Annotated in this window: 19 protein-coding genes and 2 pseudogenes; 12 read left to right on the top strand and 9 right to left on the bottom strand. The window is 63.9% G+C overall.

Going from position 1 to position 20844, the window contains the following annotated elements; translation table 11 throughout:
• Nucleotides 1-11: 11 nt before the first annotated feature.
• Genes EYW45_RS13450 through EYW45_RS13430 form a run of 5 tightly spaced genes read left to right on the top strand, consistent with a single transcriptional unit; the run spans nucleotide 12 to nucleotide 5061 of the window.
• Nucleotides 12-992 carry an ABC transporter substrate-binding protein gene (locus EYW45_RS13450; RefSeq protein ID WP_161135904.1) on the top strand — a complete coding sequence of 327 codons (981 nt, stop codon included), beginning with the start codon at nucleotides 12-14 and terminating at the stop codon, nucleotides 990-992.
• Nucleotides 993-1044: 52 nt separating this feature from the next.
• Nucleotides 1045-1893, top strand: a complete 849-nt coding sequence (locus tag EYW45_RS13445; protein WP_161135903.1) for an ABC transporter permease — start codon at nucleotides 1045-1047, stop codon at nucleotides 1891-1893.
• 7 nt (nucleotides 1894-1900) lie between these two features.
• Complete coding sequence (locus EYW45_RS13440) at nucleotides 1901-2650, top strand: ABC transporter ATP-binding protein (protein WP_161135902.1); 750 nt, start codon at nucleotides 1901-1903, stop codon at nucleotides 2648-2650.
• Nucleotides 2651-2696: 46 nt separating this feature from the next.
• Entirely contained in the window at nucleotides 2697-3569 is an 873-nt protein-coding gene (locus EYW45_RS13435) for a polysaccharide deacetylase family protein (protein ID WP_161135901.1), read from the top strand.
• Between the two features lie 40 nt (nucleotides 3570-3609).
• Complete coding sequence (locus tag EYW45_RS13430; protein ID WP_161135900.1) at nucleotides 3610-5061, top strand: MmgE/PrpD family protein; 1452 nt, start codon at nucleotides 3610-3612, stop codon at nucleotides 5059-5061.
• Here EYW45_RS13430 and EYW45_RS13425 read toward each other — a convergent pair.
• A complete protein-coding gene (locus tag EYW45_RS13425) occupies nucleotides 5022-5306 on the bottom strand; it encodes a DUF4148 domain-containing protein (RefSeq protein ID WP_161135899.1) in 285 nt (94 codons plus the stop codon). The genes EYW45_RS13430 and EYW45_RS13425 overlap by 40 nt on opposite strands.
• Nucleotides 5307-5504: 198 nt before the next feature.
• Complete coding sequence (locus EYW45_RS13420; RefSeq protein ID WP_235939029.1) at nucleotides 5505-6590, bottom strand: TauD/TfdA family dioxygenase; 1086 nt, start codon at nucleotides 6588-6590, stop codon at nucleotides 5505-5507.
• A 136-nt stretch (nucleotides 6591-6726) separates the two neighbouring features.
• Between EYW45_RS13420 and EYW45_RS13415 the strand changes: the two genes are divergently transcribed.
• Nucleotides 6727-7656 (top strand): LysR family transcriptional regulator, encoded by a 930-nt coding sequence (locus EYW45_RS13415; protein ID WP_161135897.1) that lies wholly within the window; start codon nucleotides 6727-6729, stop codon nucleotides 7654-7656.
• 144 nt (nucleotides 7657-7800) lie between these two features.
• Nucleotides 7801-8724 carry an alpha/beta hydrolase gene (locus EYW45_RS13410; protein ID WP_161135896.1) on the top strand — a complete coding sequence of 308 codons (924 nt, stop codon included), beginning with the start codon at nucleotides 7801-7803 and terminating at the stop codon, nucleotides 8722-8724.
• A gap of 69 nt (nucleotides 8725-8793) precedes the next feature.
• On the opposite strand, the pseudogene EYW45_RS25105 reads toward EYW45_RS13410, so the two are convergent.
• Nucleotides 8794-9828, bottom strand: a pseudogene (locus EYW45_RS25105) (methyl-accepting chemotaxis protein); the annotation flags it as partial.
• Nucleotides 9829-9903: 75 nt separating this feature from the next.
• A pseudogene (locus tag EYW45_RS25100) lies at nucleotides 9904-10872 on the bottom strand (methyl-accepting chemotaxis protein); the annotation flags it as partial.
• A 105-nt stretch (nucleotides 10873-10977) separates the two neighbouring features.
• On the opposite strand from EYW45_RS25100, the gene EYW45_RS13400 reads away from it, so the two are divergent.
• From EYW45_RS13400 to EYW45_RS13385, 4 genes are all read left to right on the top strand, one after another.
• Complete coding sequence (locus EYW45_RS13400; RefSeq protein WP_161135894.1) at nucleotides 10978-11325, top strand: CidA/LrgA family protein; 348 nt, start codon at nucleotides 10978-10980, stop codon at nucleotides 11323-11325.
• Entirely contained in the window at nucleotides 11318-12064 is a 747-nt protein-coding gene (locus EYW45_RS13395; protein ID WP_161135893.1) for an LrgB family protein, read from the top strand. Before EYW45_RS13400 ends, EYW45_RS13395 begins: the two co-directional genes overlap by 8 nt.
• Before the next feature lie 73 nt (nucleotides 12065-12137).
• Entirely contained in the window at nucleotides 12138-13337 is a 1200-nt protein-coding gene (locus EYW45_RS13390; protein ID WP_161135892.1) for a pyridoxal-phosphate-dependent aminotransferase family protein, read from the top strand.
• Between the two features lie 151 nt (nucleotides 13338-13488).
• Entirely contained in the window at nucleotides 13489-14508 is a 1020-nt protein-coding gene (locus EYW45_RS13385) for an NADP-dependent oxidoreductase (protein WP_161135891.1), read from the top strand.
• 150 nt (nucleotides 14509-14658) lie between these two features.
• Here EYW45_RS13385 and EYW45_RS13380 read toward each other — a convergent pair whose 3' ends face one another.
• From EYW45_RS13380 to EYW45_RS13365, 4 genes are all read right to left on the bottom strand, one after another.
• The gene (locus tag EYW45_RS13380; RefSeq protein WP_161135890.1) at nucleotides 14659-15807 is read right to left on the bottom strand and encodes an FUSC family protein; all 1149 of its coding nucleotides are present in this window, start codon (nucleotides 15805-15807) and stop codon (nucleotides 14659-14661) included.
• 124 nt (nucleotides 15808-15931) lie between these two features.
• Nucleotides 15932-16975: a c-type cytochrome gene (locus EYW45_RS13375; RefSeq protein WP_235939028.1), complete on the bottom strand. Its 1044-nt coding sequence runs from the start codon at nucleotides 16973-16975 to the stop codon at nucleotides 15932-15934.
• On the bottom strand, nucleotides 16972-18741 hold the full coding sequence (locus EYW45_RS13370) for a GMC family oxidoreductase (RefSeq protein ID WP_161135889.1): 1770 nt from the start codon (nucleotides 18739-18741) through the stop codon (nucleotides 16972-16974). Before EYW45_RS13370 ends, EYW45_RS13375 begins: the two co-directional genes overlap by 4 nt.
• Entirely contained in the window at nucleotides 18734-19507 is a 774-nt protein-coding gene (locus EYW45_RS13365) for a gluconate 2-dehydrogenase subunit 3 family protein (protein ID WP_161135888.1), read from the bottom strand. The genes EYW45_RS13370 and EYW45_RS13365 overlap by 8 nt, the downstream gene beginning before the upstream one ends.
• A gap of 129 nt (nucleotides 19508-19636) precedes the next feature.
• Between EYW45_RS13365 and EYW45_RS13360 the strand changes: the two genes are divergently transcribed.
• Entirely contained in the window at nucleotides 19637-19999 is a 363-nt protein-coding gene (locus EYW45_RS13360; RefSeq protein ID WP_161135887.1) for a hypothetical protein, read from the top strand.
• A 22-nt stretch (nucleotides 20000-20021) separates the two neighbouring features.
• Here EYW45_RS13360 and EYW45_RS13355 read toward each other — a convergent pair whose 3' ends face one another.
• Nucleotides 20022-20687, bottom strand: a complete 666-nt coding sequence (locus tag EYW45_RS13355; protein WP_161135886.1) for a GntR family transcriptional regulator — start codon at nucleotides 20685-20687, stop codon at nucleotides 20022-20024.
• Nucleotides 20688-20844: the final 157 nt, after the last annotated feature.

Here is a 20844-nt window from a genome sequence, read left to right as displayed (position 1 = left end):
AGGGGAAAAACATGAACAAGCACTTTCGCGCTGGACTTTTCGCCACGCTGGCGATGGCTGCCGGCCACGCATGGGCCGTCGGCCCGCAACCACCCGCCGCGCCCAAACCGGAGACGTTGACGGTGGGATTCGTAAAGGTGGGACATCTGTCGCCCATGCTGGGAATTACCGAACCGCTCAAGGCCTGCAATGTGACGGTCAAGCCGGTGGAATTCGTGCGTTATGCGGATGCCCGTACGGCGCTGCTGTCCGGATCGGTGGATGTGTCGGGCATCGGTCCCGCCGATCTCGCCATCGCACTTGCGCAAGGCAGCGATCGCCTGGTGGGCCTGTCAGGCGTGGCGGACTCGCCCAAGTATCTGGTCGTCAAGAAAGGCGTGAAGATCGACGACTGGGACGATCTGAAAGGCAAGCGGCTGGGTATCGCCCCCGGCTCGGCCGTCTGGTTCCAATGGGCCGCGACGCTCGCCGAGAAAAAGGTGCCCTACACCAGCTTCACCGCCGTCAACATCCAGGGTGGCGGCACCGCATTCGTGCAATCGCTGGAACGGGGCGACGTCGATGCCGTCGCATTGTGGGAACCGTTCGAATCGCAGATCGTGGCGACCGACAAAGGCTACTTCTCGAAGCTCGAATACAGTCAATCCAAAGCAGTGGGTGCCGAACTTGGCCTGCTTGCCGCGACCCGCGATGCGCTCAAGAGCAAGCCCGAAGCGATGCGGTGCTTCATGTGGGCCTACAAGAAAGAAGAAGAACGGCTGGCCAAGGATCCGGAAGCGTTTGCGCAAGCCTACTCGAAGTACACCGGGCTGCCGATCGACGTGACGCGCGAATCGGCCAAACTCATCAAGCTCGGCGGCGTGCTCGACCTGGATCAGTTGCGCCGGCAAGCCAAGACCTTCAACGAACTCGGCGTGATCCCCAAGGACGTCAGCGGCACGATCGACACCGTATGGGATCCCTCACTCGCCCAAGCGGCCATGAAGCCTTGAACGACCGCGCGCGGCGCACCCCTCGCCCGCACGGGCTACTGGAGATCGGCATATGAGTACTTCGGCTTTGCGGCAGCCCGCCGCACCGCGCACCGCCACGCGCGACTGGGGCCGGGCGCTGGGGCGTCTGGCCATGGGTCTGTGCGTGCCGGTGCTGATCCTGATCGGCTGGCAACTGGTTGGTCAGTCGCCGGGCATGGCCGGCGTGGTGCCCACGCCGGCGCAAGTGGGCCGCGCCTGGTATGACTGGATCTTCGCCAGCCCCGGCATGGGTCTGAACCCCTACCTGGGCACATGGTTGAGCAACGTGCAGTACTCCACCCTGCGCGTGGCGCAAGGCTTCGCGTTGGCGATGGTGTGCGCCATTCCGCTCGGCCTGGCGATCGGCTGGAGCCGCATCACCTCCCTGATGCTCGATCCGCTCGTGCAAGGCATGCGGCCGATTCCGATCACCGCCTGGCTGCCCTTCTCGATCGCGCTCTTCGGCATCCGCGACATGGGCTCGATCTTTCTTATCTTCCTCGGCGGCTTCTACGCCATCGTGGTCAACACCACGCAAGGGGCGCGCGACGTGGACCGCAATCTGGTGCGGGCCGCGCGCATGATGGGTGCCTCGTCGTCGCAGGTGCTGCGGCGCGTGGTGTTGCCGGCCGCCATGCCGTCCATCTTCACCGGGCTGCGCATCGGGCTGGGCATTTCCTGGACCGCGGTAATCGTCTCCGAAATGGTGGCCGTGAAATCCGGCCTGGGCTATGTGCTCTGGGACGCGTATTACGTGGGCCGCATGGATATCGTGCTGGCCGACATGGTGTCGATCGGACTGATGGGTTTCATCAGCGACCGGTTGATCGTATGGATCGAACGTCGTGTGCTGGTGTGGCGCATGCTGCAAAATCATTGAGGTGCACATGTCGGATATCGCCATTTCAAAATTGAGCAAAACCTATCCCGGCATCACGCCGGTGCATGCGCTGGACGAGATCGACCTGCAGGTGCAAGCCGGCGAATTCGTGGCCCTGCTGGGGCCATCGGGATGCGGCAAATCCACCCTGCTCAATCTGATCGCCGGCTTTGAAGCCGCCTCGGACGGCACGCTCTCGGTGGCCGGTACGGCCATCACGAAACCCGGCCCGGATCGCGGCGTGGTGTTCCAGGAAGCCGCACTCTTCCCCTGGCTCAATGTGTGGGAAAACGTGGTGTTCGGCCCGAAGATCGCAGGTCTGCCACGCAGCCAGTATGAAGATCGTGCCCGCGAAATGCTCGAGATCACCGGGCTTTCGGGCTTCACCAAGCATCTGCCGGTGCAGTTGTCGGGCGGCATGCGGCAACGGGTGGGCATCGCCCGCGTGCTCACCCTGGGCTCCAAAGTGCTGCTGATGGACGAGCCGTTTGGCGCGCTCGACGCGCAAACGCGCCTCACGATGCAGGAGCTGCTGCTGTCCGTCTGGCAAACCCTGCGCACGACCGTGGTGTTCGTCACGCACGATATCGATGAGGCGATTCTGCTGGCCGACACGATCTACGTGATGTCGGCTCGCCCCGGGCGCATCGCCACCCGCATCACGGTGCCGATCGAACGACCGCGCTCGATCGACCTCATCACCGGCGATGTATTCAATCGCCTCAAGCGCGACATCATGCAGCAGATGCGGCATTGAGCCGTCACGCCGCCCCGCCTCTCATCTCCGACGGATATCCGCTTTCATGGCCAATCCCCGCATTCCCTATCGTTTCTCCGACGAAGGCCCCGCCCTCGCGCCGCATGCCGACGGTGCGATCATGGTGCACCTGGTGGTCAATGTCGAACACTGGCGCTTCGACGAGCCCATGCCGCGCACCATCATCACGCCGCCGCATGGCAAGGAAACGGTGCCCGACGTGCCCAACTTCAGTTGGGCCGACTACGGCATGCGTGCCGGGCTGCCGCGCATGCTGCGCGCGATTCAAGATCGCGGCTTGCCGGCGTCCACCAGTTGCAATGCCGGTGTGATTGCCGCCTATCCGCGCGCAGCCGAAGCCATGCTCGACGCCAACTGGGAGTTCATCGGCCACGGCATGCATCAGAAGGCCCTGAATCACGACGGCGTGGAGGCGGACATCATCGCGCAGTGCCTCGACACCATGCAGGCCTTCACCGGCACGCGACCTCGCGGCTGGCTCAGCCCGGGTCTGCGCGAAACGGACCGCACGCCCGAAGCGCTGGCCGATGCGGGCGTGGGATACGTGTGCGACTGGGTGGTGGACGACGTACCGAACTGGTTGCGCGTGGATCGCGGTGCCCTGCTGCAAATGCCCTACAACCTGGAGCTCAACGACTCGATCATCTACGCCGTGGAAAAGCACTCGTCGCCTGAGTTTCTGCTGCGTGTGCAACAGACGCTCAAGCTCTTCGAACGCGAATGCCAGACCCGGCCGCGCGTGATGGCGCTGGGCCTGCATCCCCACTTGATGGGCGTACCGCACCGCTTCGGGTACTTCGAACAGATCCTCGACACGCTGATGGCGCATCCCGACGTCTGCTTCAAAACCGGCAGCGATATCGCCGACTGGTTCACGGCGCAGTGCCCGCCGGTGTGACGCGCGCCTCTGCGCTCCCCACCCGCATCGCGCGCCTGCCATGACGAACGCCGCTACCCCACCCTCGCCATCGTTGCTTCAGCAACTCGCCCTGCTGCTCGCGCGCCCGATCGAAGCGGCCGATCGCGCCCGGGCCGCCACGCATCTGGCATATTGGCGCGGCAGTGCGGCGCTGGCTGCCGCGGGCGCGATGGGCGAGCCGTTGTGGCAGGCGGCGGCCGGTGCCGAATGGCGTGCGGATCGAACGCTTGCCGATGCGCGCCATGTGGCGCACTTCCAATACGAAGCGTCGCTGGGCAGTCTCTACGAAATGGACGACACGCACCGCGCAGCGCTGGTGCATCCCGGTCCGATCGTCATGCCGGTCGCGCGTCATCTGGCACGCCTGACCGGCGCCGGCGAGCCCCTCGTTCTCGATGCGATCGTGCGCGGGTATGACGCAATGATCCGTCTCGGGCTGGCGATGGGACCGTCTCACTATGCGCTGTGGCACAACACCGCCACGTGCGGCAATGTGGGCGCAGCGGCTACTGCCGCATCGCTTCTCGGACTGGACGCCACGCGCACGGCGCACGCGCTGGCACTGGCCGTCACACGCGCCTCGGGCCTGTGGCAGATCCGCATGGAACCCTGCGACGGCAAGGCGTGGCACACCGCACAAGCCGCGCACACCGGACTGCAGGCGGCATGGATGGCGCACGCAGGATTGCAGGGCCCCGCACATGCGCTGGAAGGTGAGAAAGGCATGTTTGCCGCGATGTGCCCCGACGCACGCCCGCTCGTACTGCTCGCCGAAGCACCTTGGAAGATCCACGAGACCAGCCTGAAACCCTGGCCCGCGTGCCGCCACGCTCATCCTGCGATCGCCGCAGCGTTGCGACTGCGTGAGCGATTGCTGGCTCGTATGCCCCAGCGGTATCCTGCTGCCGAGTTGGACGGCGCAGCGATAGATGCAGATGGCGATACTGCTATCGATCCAGAAGCAAATGGACCGGTGAATGCCATCGCGCGCATCGATATACATACCTACGCCGATGCGTTGGCGTTCTGCGATCGAACGCATCCCGCCACGCCCTTGCAAGCGCGCTTCAGTTTGCAGCACACAGTGGCTGCGGCATTGCTGTGGGGGGAAGTATGGATGCCGACATTCGAGGCCCATGCCATCGATGACGCCACCTGCGCGGCGCTGCGCGAGCGCGTCACGCTACACACCGACGTTGAGATCGATGCGCGCTATCCCGCGCATTTCGGTGCGTCCGTCTCGATCGTCCTTGCGGACGGCACGCAATTGAGCGAGGCGGCGCACGATGCGCCGGGCGACCCTGAAATGCCGATCGACGAGCATGCCTTGGGGCACCTCGTCGATCGTATGTTGCATGATGCGGGCTGGACGCATGCGATGCGTCAAACCGGCACGATGCAGTCGTGCAATGACACGCCGCTGCGAACGGCTTACATCATGCGGTTCAGCGGCACGGCGCCGCGCGGGTAATCCAGATCGCCGAAGCTGCCCACCGCACGCTGGCTGGTACGCAGATTGACGGGTTCCGTCATGATCGAACGGCCGCTTTGTGCCTTGGGCACATAAGCCAGTTCGCCGAAGCTGTAGGTGCCGTTCGACTTGGCTTCGGCCAGTTCCTGGCGAACCTGATCGCGGCTCTTGGTCATGTCGGCGGCCTGTGCGGAGGCGCCAATCAAAGCGAAGGAAAGAACGACAGCGGTGGTGATGACTTTCATGGCAATCTCCTGATGTATTTGGGGTAAGTGCTCAAGCGTTTAAGCCGCCTGTACCCCTACATACGGATCAGATGCACCAGAAGATGTTGCAAGGTTGTAAACGTTGCTCGCGATACACCGCCGCATCGCGCTGCATGCCGGCCTGTTTAGCGTTGCTGCGCGATCCAGGCCTCCATCACCACCGTCATCATCAGGCTGCTACAGCCCCAACGGCATTTTCATCCGTTGTGCCTGGCGGCGCTCGTAATCGAGAAACGCCTCGGTGATCGCGCTGCCTCGTACGCCACCGCGCACGGCACCCGGACGCACATCGCCGTAGTACTCGCGCCATTCGGGGGGCAGCGGCTGCGAGCCGGGAATCGCCAACCACAAGCGCAGCAGATGGCGCCGCCGTTCGGGCTCATCATGGTCTTCGAAGTTGGTGCGTGAATGCAGGATCACATAGTTGTTGAGCAACTGCAGATCGCCGCGCTCGAGCCACATCGAAAAGCAATAAACGGGATCCGGCATCAACGTATCCAGCAGGTCGAGCGCCTCACTTTGCGCGTCGCTCAAGCGCGGTACGTCGTCGAAGTCGCGTTGCGCCGCCGTGGTGTTCTTGCGATTGGTGCGAAACGAGAAATAGGTGTCGTCACTCCCCAGAATCGGGCAGCGATAGAACGGCGGCTGCGCCGGATCCTGGGTGCCTTGATAACTGTGGAAGTACGGCGACTGCAATACCGGAATCAATTCGGGATGCTCGCGTGCAATCGCATCGCGCAGCGCCATCGAACTCACGATCTTGCTCTCGCCACCCGACTTTGCCGTCTGCAAGCACAACAAGGCCACCACATCGCACGAGTCCATATGAAAATCGAGACCCGCGTTGGTGTTGTAGCCGCGGCCGTTCTTGGTCTTGTACGAACCGCCTTCGTTACGCACATCGGTCATCACATTGCTGGCACGGTTTTGCGTGCGGGCCACGCCCACATGCAATCCGATGCCCCAATAGGCCAACCGGGCATCGTCTTCACTCCAGCGCTCGACCGGAAATCCTTTCAGCAGGCACAGGCCGAAGCGCCCTTGCGTAGCATCGAACGCGCGCGTCAAGGCGTCGCGCGCCGCCGCATTCAATGGAAAATCGTCAGCCGTCATCTCGAGCATCGGTTTGTCCGACTGCTTGGCGGCCGCCAGCGCCGCTTCCACGCCTGCCACGGCATCGGCCGACAGCCGATGCACCCACGACCGGTCTTGATCCAGATCCGCGGCCAGCCAGGCCTGCGGACGAAATGCGGGTTCACTCATCATGATTTCCTCGGATGGCGCGCGATCTGCCTCGCGCTCTGCCGCGCCGCCCGTGCGGCACCATAGTCAAGGAGTGTAGGACGTGGCATAGTCAGAATAAATCGATGAATATTTGGCGACTACGTAAGGAATTCTGATGAAGCTCGCGCTCTTCACCACGCTGGATGCGGTGCTCCAGCACGGCACACTGGCGGCGGCTGCCAAGGAGACCAACATCACCCCCAGCGCGGTGAGCATGCAGATGAAGCAGTTGGAGCAATACCTGGGGCAGCAATTGTTCGATCGATCAGGATTGCAGGTGCGCCCCCGGCAGTTGGCGTTCGACGTGGCCGCCACCATGCGGCAAGCCATGGATCAACTGGAAGCCCTGCGGCTGCGGCCCACCGTGACCGTGGAAGGCACCCTGCGGCTGGGGGTGATCGAGTCGATGCAGGCCGTACTGATCCCCGGCACGATGCGCTACCTGCGCGATGCCCACCCGAACTTGCGCGTGATGCCTGCCCGCGGGCGTACGGCCGAACTGACCGACGCCGTCAAAGCCGGCACGCTGGACGCCGCCGTAGTCGCACAACCCGAGACCGGCGGCTCGGCACGGCTGAACTGGCAGGATCTGACGCAACGCGAACTGCTGCTGATCGTGCCGCCCGACGAAACGCGCACGTCGCTCGCTGCCCTGTTTCGCGAGTACGAATGGATCCGCTATGCACGCAACACCGTCACCGGCCGCATGGCAGCGCGCTACATCAACACGCATGTGCCCGATAAGCACAGCACGCTGGAGCTCGATGGCGCGCAGGCCATCGTCGCGATGGTAAGTGCCGGGCTGGGGATATCGCTGGTGCAATTGTCCGACCCCAGCATCTGCCTGACGTACCCCGTGCGCGTGCTGCGACTGGCGGGTGCGCCCACACTGCAATTTTCGCTGGTCACGCGCAAAAGCGATGCGGACAGCCGCCCGCTGGATGCGCTGAGCCAAGCGTTGAATCTCGTGCTGGCGCAGCGCGCCAAGATGGCGGACGTGCACGGCATGCCGCTCGACATGACGGTGGGGCGAGCGACACGGTAGTCCGTCTCCCACCCCCTGTTTGACGTTCGATGCTGTCGTCAGCATGGGGAAAGCATACGGCCGAGCCCTACCGCGCCGCTGGTAGACTGACGCCGTCCCGCCCCCCAAGCGCAGCATTACCTGCCCCGCTACAGGATCACGATCTTGCCCAAGTCCACTGCCCGCGTTGCAGGCGGCGGCGCGCTCATCGCCGCTACCGCCACCCCGCTCGTCGCCGCTACCGCCACCGCATACGATCCGCCGCCGCCCGCCAAGCCCATGCCTGCGCAGCCTGCCGAACTCGCTACGGGTGTGCCGGCGGCGGAAGTGACGCAATACCTGCTGACGCGCGACGATCCGCGTCCGGATTTGCGCCTTTTCATCTGGCAGCCCACCAGTCCGCCACCCGCCGCGGGCTATCCCGTGATCTATATGCTGGACGGCGACACGGTGTTCGAAAGCCTTACCGACACGGCTGCCAGCGTACAGGACAGCAGGCGCCCAGGTGCGGTGATTGTGGGCATCGGCTACGACATCGACGCCAGCCTGCGGCAAGCCGCACGCTCTTACGACTACACGCCCCCCTCACCCGGCGCCGACAGCCCCGTTGGCGCACCGCGCGATCCGGACGCTGTGGGCAAGACGCTGCCCGGCGGCGGTGCCGACCGTTTTCTCGACACCCTCGAAACACGCATCAAACCCTTCGTGGCCGCCCACTACCCAATCGATGCGAACGACCAAACCCTCTACGGTCATTCGTATGGCGGGCTGTTCGCATTGCATGTGCTGCTGACGCAGCCGAACGCGTTTACCCGCTACGTCGCAGCCAGCCCGTCGTTCTGGTGGAACGGCCGATATCTGCTGCAGACGATTGCACGTGCTTCCATATCGGCCAACGGCGCGGCGCGGCGCCTGACCATCATGGTCGGCCACGATGTGGCGCCGCCGGAACGACCCGACAACACGAAAGCCGTTACCCAACAATTATCGCAACGCAGCGATTGGGTGGTCGACATGGTCGAGTTTCCGGGTTTGACCCATGCCGATATGTTGTCGGCCTCGATTGCGGGCGCGCTTCACGACCGTTGAAAAAATGCCGCGATGGCCCAGGGCATCGCGGCATGTGCCGATCGACATCGATCGATGACGGTGTTTGCGTTAACTCGCCAACAGCGCCGGTCGCGCGTGCGTCAGGCGTGCTACGCCCGCGTCCTGCTGCAGACGAAACACGGCCACGGCCTGCGCCAGATGCACGGCCTGATCTTCCAGCGCGGCGGCCGCCGCCGCAGCCTCCTCCACCAGCGACGCATTCTGCTGCGTGGTCTGATCCATCTGCGTGACCGCGCGATTCACTTGCTCGATGCCGTTGGCCTGTTCATGCGAACTCGCGGCGATCTCGCTCATCAGATCGGTCGCTTGCGTCACGGCCTTCATCACATCCTCGATCGTGCGCGAGGCATCGGCCACCTGACGCGAACCATCGCTCACCGCCGATACGGAGTCTTCGATCAAGCCCTTGATCTCCTTGGCCGCCGTCGCACTACGTTGCGCGAGCGACCGCACCTCGGTGGCGACCACGGCAAAGCCCTTGCCTTGCTCGCCGGCCCGTGCCGCTTCCACCGCCGCATTCAGCGCCAGGATGTTCGTCTGAAATGCAATCCCTTCGATGGTCGCCACGATGTCGGTGATCCGATTCGAACGGTTCGAGATGCTCTGCATGGTCGTCACCACGCGCGACACGGCAGCGCCGCCATCGTGCGCGGCCCCCGAGGCAGTCTGGGCCAGGCGATTGGCTTGCGCTGCGCTATCGGCGTTTTGCTTCACCGTGGCCGACAACTGCTCCATGCTCGCCGCCGTTTCTTCCAGCGAGGCGGCCTGCTGCTCGGTGCGTGAAGACAAATCGGCATTGCCTGCCGCGATCTCACGCGACCCCAGATTGATCTGATCCACGCTATCGCGCACAAGCGACACCGTCTCGACCAGGAAGGCCTGCATGCGCTGCATCGAATACAGCAACTGCCCGATTTCGTCGCGACGGTTCACCTGCACCGGGGTGCTCAGGTCGCCATCGGCAATGCGTTCGGCGACACCCACCGCATCGCGCAACGGGCGCGTCATCTGGCGCGTAATGAGCCACGCCGACAATATCCCCAGCAGGGTCACCACGGCCGACACAATGATCGTCAGCGTTACCGCCTGGCCCACAAAGCTGCGGGTTTCGATCGTCTGACGGCCGGCGATGCCGCCGATTTCGGCCGACAGGCCTTCGGCGGTTTGACCCATTTGCGCGATTGCCGCGTTCTCTCGGTTCACGATGGCCATGTAGCCCGCCACCTGCTGACGATAGCGCTGCACCTGCGTGCGGACGTCCTGAGCCAGTTTGCGGTTGTCCGAATTCTCGGGCAATTTGTCGTGCACCAACTGCGCGGCAGCCGACACTTTGTCTACCGCCGTCAACGCTTGCGATTCGCGCTCGGCCGTACGCTGCAGGGCCAGCATCGTGACCGAATAGCGCGCCTCGGCCAGCAATTGCGCCACGGCGCCGGCATCCATCACCACATAGGCGAGGGGTTCACCGCCCGCCGCGGTCGCTTCGGCCCCCCCGTCACCCGCCGGGCTGAATCCGCCCATCGACACCAACTGGCTCATCACGATTTCGGCCTGAAGCGCTTCGGTCAGGGCATCCCGCAACTTCTGCAGCGACTTGGTGGCCTGGTCGGCCGTTTGCTCCCAGGCCGTGCGCGCCGCAAGCGTGGCTTCACGCTCGCGCACCATGGCATCGCGACGCGTGCGATAGATCTTGACGTTGTCGCCGATCTTGGCGAGCGCGTCCTGGTCGGCCGGTGCCCATGCCATCGTCTGCGCCTCGGTCAAACGCGCGTCGATCTCAGCCATGGCTTTTTCGTTGTCGCGAATATCGGCCGCCGACGACGACTGCCCGTACCGGGTACGCGACAGACGCGCATCGTCCACATCGCCTTCCATCTGGGTCGTCAACGCCACCCGGTCGAACTGGCCGAGTGTGCGTTGCAGGCTGAGCACGCTGCCCACGGCGATGACCAAAGAGAGGATAAGCGTGAAGCCAAAGCCTAAACCCAGCTTTTTACCGACGCTCAGATCGGCGAAGGCACTACGAGAGAATAAGGACACGATGTATTCCAGGGGCGAGATGGCCAGGGGCGCGGGATACGACACGACGGCCGGGCACGACGAAGGTAAGAGCCTGATCCGGCTCATCCCCAATAACGGCTAGTTGTTTCAAAACTTTAGTAAGCAGTAACCCTAAGTCGCACGGCTTGGTATCATCCCGGGCAGTTCTTCCTATCGTTTGAGACTGTCGTCATGCACGCCTTGCGCGGCTTCGCCTGGCTCCTCGCGCTGCAGGCCGCCGGCGAGGTGATTTCCCGTGCCCTCCACTTACCGCTGCCGGGCCCCGTGATCGGCATGATGCTGCTGCTGGTCGCGCTGCGCTGGTCCGTGGTGCGCAGCCCGGTTGCCGAGTGCGCCCAATTTCTGCTTTCCCATCTTTCGCTGCTGTTCATCCCCGTCGGGGTGGGCGTCATGACGCACCTCACCCTGCTCAGCGAATACGGCGGACGGATCATGCTCGTGATCGCACTCTCCACGTGGGCCGGCATGGCCGCCACGCTTTGGGCGCTGCGCCTGGGCCGGGACGACAACGATGAGTGATTTCGTCAATCTGTGGGTGTATCTGTCGTCCACGCCGCTGTTCGGGCTTACCGCAACGCTGGTCGTGTATCTGGTCGCGCATGCCGCCTATCTGCGCTGCAATCAAGCGCCCTGGGCGAATCCGGTGCTATGGAGCATCGTGCTCATCGCTGCGGGCCTGCTCCTCTCCGGCGTGCCCTATCAAACCTACTTTTCCGGTGCGCAATTCATTCATTTCCTGCTGGGGCCCGCCGTCGTCGCGCTGGCGTGGCCGCTCTGGTTTCGGCGCCACGAATTGCAACGCCGCTGGCGCCGCCTGTTGCAGGCCGCACTCATCGGCGGCGCCACCGCCAGCCTGAGCGCGGTCGTGCTGGGCTGGCTGCTTGGCCTGCCAACCGATATCGTGCTCTCACTCGCGCCCAAGTCCGTCACTGCACCGGTGGCCATGGGCATCGCCGAAGCGATTGGCGGTATCCCGGCGCTTTCGGCGGTGTTTGCCGTGCTCACCGGTCTGGTGGGCGCGCTCACCGGCCGCTACCTGTTCGATGCGATGCGGATCCCGAAACACCCCAGCGGCTGGGCAGCACGCGGTTATGCGCTGGGCACCGCCTCGCACGGCATCGGCGCCGCGCGCGCACTGCAGGTGGACCCGGACGCGGGCGCCTATGCCGGCCTGGCCCTTGGACTGCAGGTCATCCTCGCCGCGTTGTTGATTCCGCTCGCGTTTCGCGCGATGGCGCTCGCGGCCGCGCTCTTCTAATCGCCCTTGCCTCGATCCCAAAACATTACGTCAGCTCACTTTCCTTCTCGCGTCCTTTCCTCTTCAGGTAGTCATGCATCCGTCCAAACGCATTTCAGGTCAGCGCTTCCTTCACTCCCCCGGCCCCACCCGCGTGCCGGAGGACGTGCTCAACGAGATGAGCCGTCAGCCCATGGATATGGGCGATCCCCGCCTGGCCACCATGGTGGCCGCCTGCGAGGATGGCTTGCGGCAGGTCTTTCGCACCCGTGACGCGGATGTCTTCATGTATGCCGCCAATGGCCATGGCGCGTGGGAGGCGGCCATCGTCAACCTGATCGCCCCGGGCGAGACGGTGATGGTGCCGGGCAGCGGGCATTTTTCCGAAACCTGGGCCCAGCATGCCGAAGCGTTCGGCGCCAAGGTCGTGCGCACGCCGTACCGGGACGGCTATCCGGTGGATGTGGCGGCAATCGAGACCGCTTTGCGTGAAGACACGGGTCACGTCGTTACAGCGGTCCTCGTCGTGCATACCGACACGGCCAGCGGCATGACGAGCGACATCCCTGCCGTACGTGCCGCCATCGATCGCGCCGGCCATCCGGCGTTGCTGGTGGTGGACGTGGTGGCGTCCCTGGGTGCATCGCCCTTCGACATGGACGGCTGGGGTGTGAACGTGGCCCTGGGCGCATCGCAGAAGGCACTGATGGTGCCGCCGGGCCTGTCGTTCATGGCGGTCGACGCACGGGCGATGGCGGTGGCTGCCGCCAACCCCACGCCGCGCGTGTACTGGGACTGGGTGCGTCGTAAAAGCGAATTCATCTACCGCAAGTTTTGCGGCACGCCGCCGCAAAACCTGCTGATGGGACTGGAAGCCGCGTTGGCATTGATTCTCGAAGAAGGCCTGGACGTCGTACTGGCGCGCCATGACCGAACGGCACGCGCGGTGCGCGCCGCGGTGCAAGCATGGAGCACGGCCGGGGCCCTGCGCTTCTTCGGCGAAGTGCCCGAAGCGCGTTCGGCATCGGTCACGACGGTGGCGGTGGATCCGGCGGCGTTCGATCCCGAAGCCCTGCGCGATGCCACACGCGAACGCTTTCAGGTTGCGGTGGCGGGCGGCCTGGGATCGTTGTCGGGCCGTGCCTTTCGTATCGGCCACCTGGGCGACATCAACCCGGCGATGATCCTGGGATGCCTGGGCGCGATCGAAGCCGGCATGACCGCGCAGGGCGTGCCGTTCGGCCAGGGCGGCATCGCCGCAGCGATCGCGGTCTTGAGCGAAATCGACGCGTAATGCGTGGCTCGTAGCGCTTGAGGCGACTGCGCAGCGCGTCTTGCAGGCAATGCGCGATGCCGGAACCGGCACGCCTCCTGCTGCGCATTCTCCTCTTCACTTGGCGCCGACCGGCTCCTTCGATCGGCGCGTGCAAATAAAGGGTGCGCAGATGGCCACGCCACACATCAACCGCAAGATCATTCTGAAGCAACGCCCCCAGGGCCGCGTCACGCCCGAGGCCTTCGAACTCAAGGAAGCGCCGGCACCCACGCCGGCCGATGGCCAAGTGCTGCTGCAGGTGCGCTATCTGTCGCTCGATCCCTACATGCGCGGTCGCATGAACGACGCGAAGTCGTACTCGGAGCCGGTGGCCGTGGGCGCGGTGATGGAAGGCGGCACGGTGTGCGAAGTGATCGAGAGCCGCCATCCGAAATTTGCGGTGGGCGATATCGTGCTGTCGCATTCAGGCTGGCAAACCTATGCGGTGTCCGATGGCAAGGGACTGCGCAAGATCGATCCGCAGGCCGCCCCCATTTCCACGGCGTTGGGCGTGCTCGGCATGCCGGGCTTCACGGCCTATAGCGGCTTGCTCACGCTCGGCCAGCCCAAAGCCGGCGAAACGGTAGTGGTCGCCGCAGCGAGTGGCCCGGTTGGTTCGGCCGTGGGACAGATCGCCCATATCAAGGGCGCGCGCGCCATCGGCATCGCCGGCGGCCCCGAGAAGTGTGCGTTCGTCAAAAACGAACTCGGATTCGATGCCGCCATCGACCATCACGCGCCGGACTTCGCCGAGCAGTTGGCGCGCGCCTGCCCGGACGGCATCGACGTCTATTTCGAGAACGTCGGCGGCGCCGTATGGGATGCCGTCTTCCCGCTGCTCAATACGTTCTCGCGCGTACCGGTGTGCGGGTTGATCGCGCAGTACGATGGCTTGAAGACGGACGGCCCCGATCGCTTGCCGGCGTTGATGCAGCAGGTGCTGGCAAAGCGCATCATGTTGCGCGGTTTCATCCAGTTCGACTTCATCGATCAGCAGCCGGCCTTCCTGAAGGAAATGGCGCAGTGGATCAAGGAGGGCAAAGTCAAATATCGCGAAGATATCGTCGACGGCCTGGACCGTGCGCCCGAAGCCTTCATCGGGCTGCTGTCAGGTAAAAACTTCGGCAAGCTGGCCATCAAGGTGACGTGATCGCAGCGCGCATGCCGATCGAAGCGCTCATGATCGAAGTGCCCAGGCGCTTGCACACCTCTGCCACCGCCCTGCAATCAACGGGGCATCGTCGATGCAGTTGGAGCAACCATGGGCGCTTCGCCAGTGCGCCCACACCTGCACCACGCCTTACGCCGCAGCTTCGTCCTTGGCGTCTTTCTCGCCCTTCGCCTTGGCACGCATCCGCGCACGGCGCGTAGCCACCAGCAACCTGCGCAGCCGATCGATCTGGCTGGCAAGCTGATGCGAAAGCCAGTACGGCCCCTGCAAGCCCACCGGCACATCTGCTGCGTTCAAATAGGCCGGTGCGGCGGGCGGCGTATCCGGGATCGTCGCGCGCTTGAGTTGCGTGGCGTCACCGGCCCGCAGCGCACGCGCCATGGCCAACAGTACGAGGCTCATGTAGCGGCCTTCGTTTTGAAACGACGTCATCGTGCGCTGCCATGCAGCGGCGTCGGCCTGCTTGAGTGGCGTGGCGGACATCATTTCGAGTGTGCTCAAAATCGAACGGTGCAACGTCTGAATTTCTTCCAGACGCGCCATGGGGATTTCCATCTCCTTGGCAACCGACGGCATCAGGTTGCGCATCGAAATCGAGCGGCGGTTGAGTTCGCCGATCATGGCGTTGCGGGCCTCCGGCGACAAGGGATCGTCCGATAGCGTGCGGCGCACAAGCGAGGCGCATCGGCGCAGATTGAGCGCCATGCCGAAGCGCCACGAGTATGTGGCATGCAGCGGCAAAGCGAACGAAAAGGCCAGCGCCACCACGATGCCGACCAGCACATTGAAGCCGCGCCACATGCCGGTTTCGATCGAGTTATCCCCGTGGCCGGCCACAATGATCATGGTGATGGCCGTCAGGAGTGCCACATAACCCGCGCGCCCGATCGCGTAGTAACCGCAGATCCCGGCGGCCAGGGCGAGCAACCCGTAGGTCAACCACTCCACACCAAACAAGGCGTGCACGAGAATGAACGCCAGCCCGGTGACGGCACCGATCACGGTGCCCAGGGCGCGTTCGGTGGCCTTCTTGCGGATGTTGCCATGATGCTGGATGCCGCCGATCACAATCAGCATCGAGACGGATGCCCAGTCGCCATGCGGGATGTGCAGCCCGCTGGTGATCATGATGGTGACGAGCATCGCCAGGGCCACGCGAATGGCGTGCAGCGCCTGCGCATGACGATAGCGTTGATACGGCGACGCCAGATGCTTGATCGCCCCGACCATGCGGCGCAATGGGCGAAGAAGGGGAGCAAGAGCGGTGGCGAACGGCATGGTGCGCAAATACAAGGCATACCCCGTATCGGGGTGAAGTATTCAGTTTAATGCGGGCAGAGCCGCTTTGTGTGCACTGCACCATTTCGTGGTGACGATGCAACAGACGCGGCGGCTGCTGCCGCTACTTTGCTGCCGCCGTCATGCCTTCGTAGTACGTCCCCAGCGCATCGATCTCTTCAGGCGTGAGCCGTTGCGCAAACGCGCGCATCACGCCCACGTCGTCGTTCTGCCGTTGGCCGTTGCGAAAGGCATTCATCTGATCGATGAAGTAGCCCTTCGGCTGCCCCGCCAGGCGCGGAAGCAGCGGCCCTTCGCCCTGCCCTTGCACACCATGGCAGTTCGCACAGGCAGGCAGCGCGCGACCGTTCTCGCCCAGCACATCGAGCTTGCGGGCGCTTTCAGGGCCAGACAACTTCGGTGCCACCGCCTGGGCCGGCAAGCTGGCGTAGTACTTCGAGACCTGCCCGATCTCATCGTCGGTCATGCCTTTGGCGATGGCCGTCATCAATGGATGATTGCGGGCGCCGCTGCGGTAGTCGGTGAGCTGCTTGGCCATGTATTCGCCGCTCAGGCCGGCGAGGTTGGGAAAGATGCCGCCCGGCGCCGCGACGCCCTGCGCACCATGACAGGCCACGCAGGCTTGCACGCCGCCAGCAGGACGTCCCGCCGAGGCGAGTTGCTGGCCCATCTTGGCATCGGCCTTTTGCAGTGGCGCCTCCCAAGACGGACGGCTGGGCGAGAAGTCCAGCGCGCTGCGTCCCGGCACCGGTGTGGGTGCGGGCAAAGCCGTGGGTGCCGTGCCTTGGGAGGCGGCAGCAGGCGCGGCCGGTGCCGCCGTGGTGGCCATGCCCCCCGCTGCCGCAGCAGGTGCAGCAGACCCCGCAGCAGGCGCACCGGACGTCGTTGTGGGCGACGTGTTGGGCGACGTGGCGGGCGCCGTTCCTTGAGCCGGGCTGGCGGGTGCGGTGCCTGTGGCAGGTGCCGCCCCGGTAGCAGCGGCAGGCGCAGCGATCGGTGCCGCGCGCGGTGTGACGGCCGTGGGCCGAATCAGCCCCTCGCCGCCCAACCCCACCATCTGATAACCCGTCGCCACCAAAGTAATCACCGGCAAGCCGATCATCAAGCCCACCGTCACCATCATTCCCATGCGATTGGTTTGCATCATGACACCAGCGGTCCGGGCGAACGAAGATAGTCCGCTTTGATTTTCTCGACGATCCAATAGGCGGTGGCGCCTACGGTACCGGTGGGGTTGTAGCCGGAGTTCTGCGGAAACAGCGACGCGCCGGCAACGAACACATTGGGCACGTCCCACACCTGACCGAAACGGTTGACCACGCTGGTGTTGGGATCGTCGCCGATCGCCGTGCCGCCCGTGAGGTGGGTCGACTGATACGACGTCGCGGTAAACGGCTTCTTGCGCGGACCGGGTTCGGTGCGCACCACGCCTTTCATTGCACGGCCGATTTCATCGCCCTTCTCGGTAAGGAAGGCCGACATGCGAATGTCGTTGTCGGGAAAATCGTAGGTGATGCGCAAGAGCGGCAAGCCCCAGGCGTCCTTGTAGGTCGGGTCAAGGCTGAGATAGGTGCCGCGGGTCGGCTGCGCCGAACCGGTGATCGTGATCGAGGCCGAATGGTTGTAGTAGCGCTTGACCTGTTTCTTCCATTCGGAGCCCCACGACGGGGTGCCTTTCGGTGTGGGGTGATACCCGATCGGTGCACCGCTCACCACCTGAATCTGCAGGTAGCCGCCGCCCACGAATCCATGCGGTCCGTGGTCGAAGTTGTCGGCACTGAAATCATCCATCGTGACGGCCACCGCACCGGCCCCCATGAAGGGATTGATGTTGGTGGCTTCGTCGAAAAACAGATTCACGCCCGACGTGGTCTGGTGCGTGTAATTGCGCCCCACCACACCCGTATTGGTGACCGGGTCGAACGGTTTGCCTATGCCCGAGAGCAAGAGCAACCGTACATTGTTGATGCTGAACGCACACATCACCACGATCTCGGCCGGCTGGAAGACCTCTTCGCCCGCAGCATCCACGTAGCTCACGCCCCGCGCGCGCTTCTTGTCTTCGGTGAGTTCCACTTTCAGCACGTGGGCGCCGGTGCGAATCTCGAAATTCGACATCTTCATCGCCACCGGCAGAATACAGACCTGTGGCGATGCTTTTGCGAAATGCTCGCAGCCGAAGTTCGAACAGAATCCGCAGTACACACAGGCGCTCATGTGCAACCCTTCGGAGTTCACATACGGCCGCGTGGCCAACGCCGACGGCTGCACATACGGGTGGTAGCCCAATCCTTTCGCGGCCGCGCCGAACAAGGCTGGGGCAAAAGGCACTTTCATCGGCGGATTGGGATATGGCCTTGAGCGCCAGGGTTCGAACGGGTTGCCGTCAGCCTGCTTCTGCCCTTTCAGATTGCCCGCCTGACCTGAAGCGCCGATCAGATAATCGAACCGGTCGAAGTAGGGTTCAAGTTCGTCGTACGACATCGGCCAGTCTTGACTGGTGAGATCGGCGTCGAAAATCTTGGCACCGTAGCGTTCGGTATAGTGACTGCGGATCTTGAAGTCGGTAGGATCGAAACGGTAATACGCGCCCGACCAGTGATTGCCGGCGCCGCCCAGATGCGTGCCGGGATAGGCAAACTGCCAGCGCCGCATCGGCAATGCTTTTTGATCGGTGTTATTGCGGAAGGTGTAGGTCTCGCTGGCGGCATTCTGATGCAGCGCATGGCGACGGGTGTACTTCAACTCGTCATGCACATTGGGGCCCTGAAAGTCGGGTGACGGCCACCGTGCCTCCCCCCGCTCGAGCACCACCACGCGTTGATTGGCGGCAGCGAGTTCTTTACCGATGATGGCGCCGGTCCATCCGCCGCCGACGATGGCCACATCCACGGCCGGTAAGGTTTTAGCCATGTGAGTCGCCATCCATCATGTTGTGGGCTTTCGCCGTGGCAATCGATACCGGCTGGCCGGCCCAGATCACGCCGTGACGTTCGATGTCGTTGGAAAAACTTGCGAACGCACCCGGGAACCCGACCAGCTTCCAGCCCACCATATCGACGTTGCCGCCATACATCGGGTCGGAGAAAAATCCCTCGATCGTGCCTTCGAGCAACGCTTGAAAGAACACATCCGACGGCAGCGGCGAGAAATCGAGATCACCCGCCTGCATCTTTTGCAGCCAGGCATCCTGCTGCTCGGCACTGAGCGCTGCAAACGGCTTGCCGTCCTGCTTGCGCGTGGCCGCGTCCAACGACGCCAGTCCGCGACGGATCATTTCGGCGGGGGTGAACGACAGTTGGTAGCCCTGCTCGGGCGTGCCCTTTTCGAACGGCCCCTGTCGATAGAGTTGGTCACCGGTGCCCCAGGCGCCCGCCAGTTGGCCGTCCATGAAGAACGTCACCCCGGCCTCTTTCGCGCCGGGTCCCAGATCGTCGGCAGGAATAAGACGCGCACAGATGGCATCCATCGCCTGCGCCTCGTTGGCATTGAAAAATTTGAGCGTTCGGTCACCGGGCGGGCCGGCCATCGGCATCGCATGAGGGGATGGGGTGGCGCCCGGCGCCGCTGCGGGTGCCGGTGCCGTGGCCGCATGTGCGCCCGCAACCCATGCCCCCGGAACACCCAGCGTGATGGCCTTCAAAATGCCACGCCGTCCTTGGACCGGTTTCTCTTCCATGCATCACTCCGGTGGTGGGGCCGCCGATACGTGGGCCCCCGACTCGCGCGGCGAACGCAGCAAATGCTCTGCCCGGCATGGCGCTTGCCCGCTTTTTTTCTGCATTACGCACCCATTCTAGGGAAAACCATGAGCCGATATCTGACATCCTCCTTAACCACCGCCGCACTGCGGGTGGCCGTGCTGTCGATCGGCATGATGGCGGCACCGTGGGCTGCTGCGGCCGCGGCCTCCTCGACGACGGCACCGCCAGCACAGGGCCCAAGCGTCGAGCAGCGCTCACAAGAGCGCGCCCAGCAAAAAGAAAAAACGGCGCCCCCGGCGCAATCGGGCGCGGTGAAGCCAACCCAGTCGTCCAAGGGCGACGGCGGTTCGGATACCCGTGATTCGAAAGGCAAAAGCGGCAGCACGACGGGATCAACCGGCAGCGGCGGCATGCAGGGATCCGGCGCCACATCAGGATCGGGTGGCGGGGCCGATACGCGTCAGTAGCGCACAGCCGCTAGACCCGCGTTCAGGCTGCCTTGGCTGCCGGAAACACGGCGATGAAGTCGAGCAGCTTCTCGCCCAATAGATTGACGTGACCCCGCATGGCGTTGGCGGCACCCTCCTCATCGCCGGTCACGATGCAGCGCAAGATCTCGCCATGTTCGTCCAGCGTCGCCGTGCGGCGGCTGGGCTTGTGCGTAACAAGTTTGCGATACGCGCCGATACGATTGCGCAGCGTGCGGGTTTGCTCCGCCAGAAAGCCGTTTTGCGCGGCCTCATAGATCAATTCATGAAAGCGCCGGTTGACCTCGTAAAACGCGTCCACTTCATTGGTGTTCGACAGCGCCTCGAGCTCGCGATGCAATACGCTCATTTCAGCGATCTGCGCCGCCGAGATCCGGCGTGCCGCCATGCGGGCGCATAACGCCTCGAGCTCGGCCATCACCTGGAACATCTCGATCAAGCGGTGGGCAGACAACGACACCACCAGCGCCGGCTGACGCGTGCGCATTTGGATCAATCCCGCCGACGCCAGATGACGCAGCGCTTCGCGCACCGGCGTGCGCGACACCTTGAATCGCGCGGCTAATTCGACTTCATCCAGGCGAGCCCCCGGACCCAACTGACCGGAAAAAATCTCGCCCTCAAGGGCTTCGAGTATCTGTTGGGAACGGCTGAGCGTAGAGGCCATGGCGTTGTACGAGTGATCAAGTAAGCAGACAAGTCGCCATTTTACCGTTCAATGTATACATCAGCCAGCGTTTTGTATGCACACATTCGGCGCATGCTGATCCACATTTGGCACCGCATCGGGGCACAGCGCAACGCCAGCACTGGCGCGCTCCTGA

This window comes from Schauerella aestuarii (genome assembly GCF_009866805.1).
Classification (GTDB): Bacteria; Pseudomonadota; Gammaproteobacteria; order Burkholderiales; family Burkholderiaceae_B; genus Schauerella; species Schauerella aestuarii.
Note: the sequence above shows the minus strand (reverse complement) of the source record. Positions and strands in the feature narration are given on the sequence as shown.

What these genes read in the sequence shown, in the direction of transcription:
- EYW45_RS13365 (WP_161135888.1), bottom strand. Translation starts at nt 19,507, where the DNA reads ATGGAAGAGAAACCGGTCCAAGGACGGCGTGGCATTTTGAAGGCCATC.
- EYW45_RS13450 (WP_161135904.1), top strand. Translation starts at nt 12, where the DNA reads ATGAACAAGCACTTTCGCGCTGGACTTTTCGCCACGCTGGCGATGGCT.
- EYW45_RS13425 (WP_161135899.1), bottom strand. Translation starts at nt 5,306, where the DNA reads ATGAAAGTCATCACCACCGCTGTCGTTCTTTCCTTCGCTTTGATTGGC.
- EYW45_RS13400 (WP_161135894.1), top strand. Translation starts at nt 10,978, where the DNA reads ATGCACGCCTTGCGCGGCTTCGCCTGGCTCCTCGCGCTGCAGGCCGCC.
- EYW45_RS13380 (WP_161135890.1), bottom strand. Translation starts at nt 15,807, where the DNA reads ATGCCGTTCGCCACCGCTCTTGCTCCCCTTCTTCGCCCATTGCGCCGC.
- EYW45_RS13370 (WP_161135889.1), bottom strand. Translation starts at nt 18,741, where the DNA reads ATGGCTAAAACCTTACCGGCCGTGGATGTGGCCATCGTCGGCGGCGGA.
- EYW45_RS13430 (WP_161135900.1), top strand. Translation starts at nt 3,610, where the DNA reads ATGACGAACGCCGCTACCCCACCCTCGCCATCGTTGCTTCAGCAACTC.
- EYW45_RS13395 (WP_161135893.1), top strand. Translation starts at nt 11,318, where the DNA reads ATGAGTGATTTCGTCAATCTGTGGGTGTATCTGTCGTCCACGCCGCTG.
- EYW45_RS13445 (WP_161135903.1), top strand. Translation starts at nt 1,045, where the DNA reads ATGAGTACTTCGGCTTTGCGGCAGCCCGCCGCACCGCGCACCGCCACG.
- EYW45_RS13420 (WP_235939029.1), bottom strand. Translation starts at nt 6,590, where the DNA reads ATGAGTGAACCCGCATTTCGTCCGCAGGCCTGGCTGGCCGCGGATCTG.
- EYW45_RS13360 (WP_161135887.1), top strand. Translation starts at nt 19,637, where the DNA reads ATGAGCCGATATCTGACATCCTCCTTAACCACCGCCGCACTGCGGGTG.
- EYW45_RS13415 (WP_161135897.1), top strand. Translation starts at nt 6,727, where the DNA reads ATGAAGCTCGCGCTCTTCACCACGCTGGATGCGGTGCTCCAGCACGGC.
- EYW45_RS13390 (WP_161135892.1), top strand. Translation starts at nt 12,138, where the DNA reads ATGCATCCGTCCAAACGCATTTCAGGTCAGCGCTTCCTTCACTCCCCC.
- EYW45_RS13375 (WP_235939028.1), bottom strand. Translation starts at nt 16,975, where the DNA reads ATGATGCAAACCAATCGCATGGGAATGATGGTGACGGTGGGCTTGATG.
- EYW45_RS13355 (WP_161135886.1), bottom strand. Translation starts at nt 20,687, where the DNA reads ATGGCCTCTACGCTCAGCCGTTCCCAACAGATACTCGAAGCCCTTGAG.
- EYW45_RS13385 (WP_161135891.1), top strand. Translation starts at nt 13,489, where the DNA reads ATGGCCACGCCACACATCAACCGCAAGATCATTCTGAAGCAACGCCCC.
- EYW45_RS13440 (WP_161135902.1), top strand. Translation starts at nt 1,901, where the DNA reads ATGTCGGATATCGCCATTTCAAAATTGAGCAAAACCTATCCCGGCATC.
- EYW45_RS13435 (WP_161135901.1), top strand. Translation starts at nt 2,697, where the DNA reads ATGGCCAATCCCCGCATTCCCTATCGTTTCTCCGACGAAGGCCCCGCC.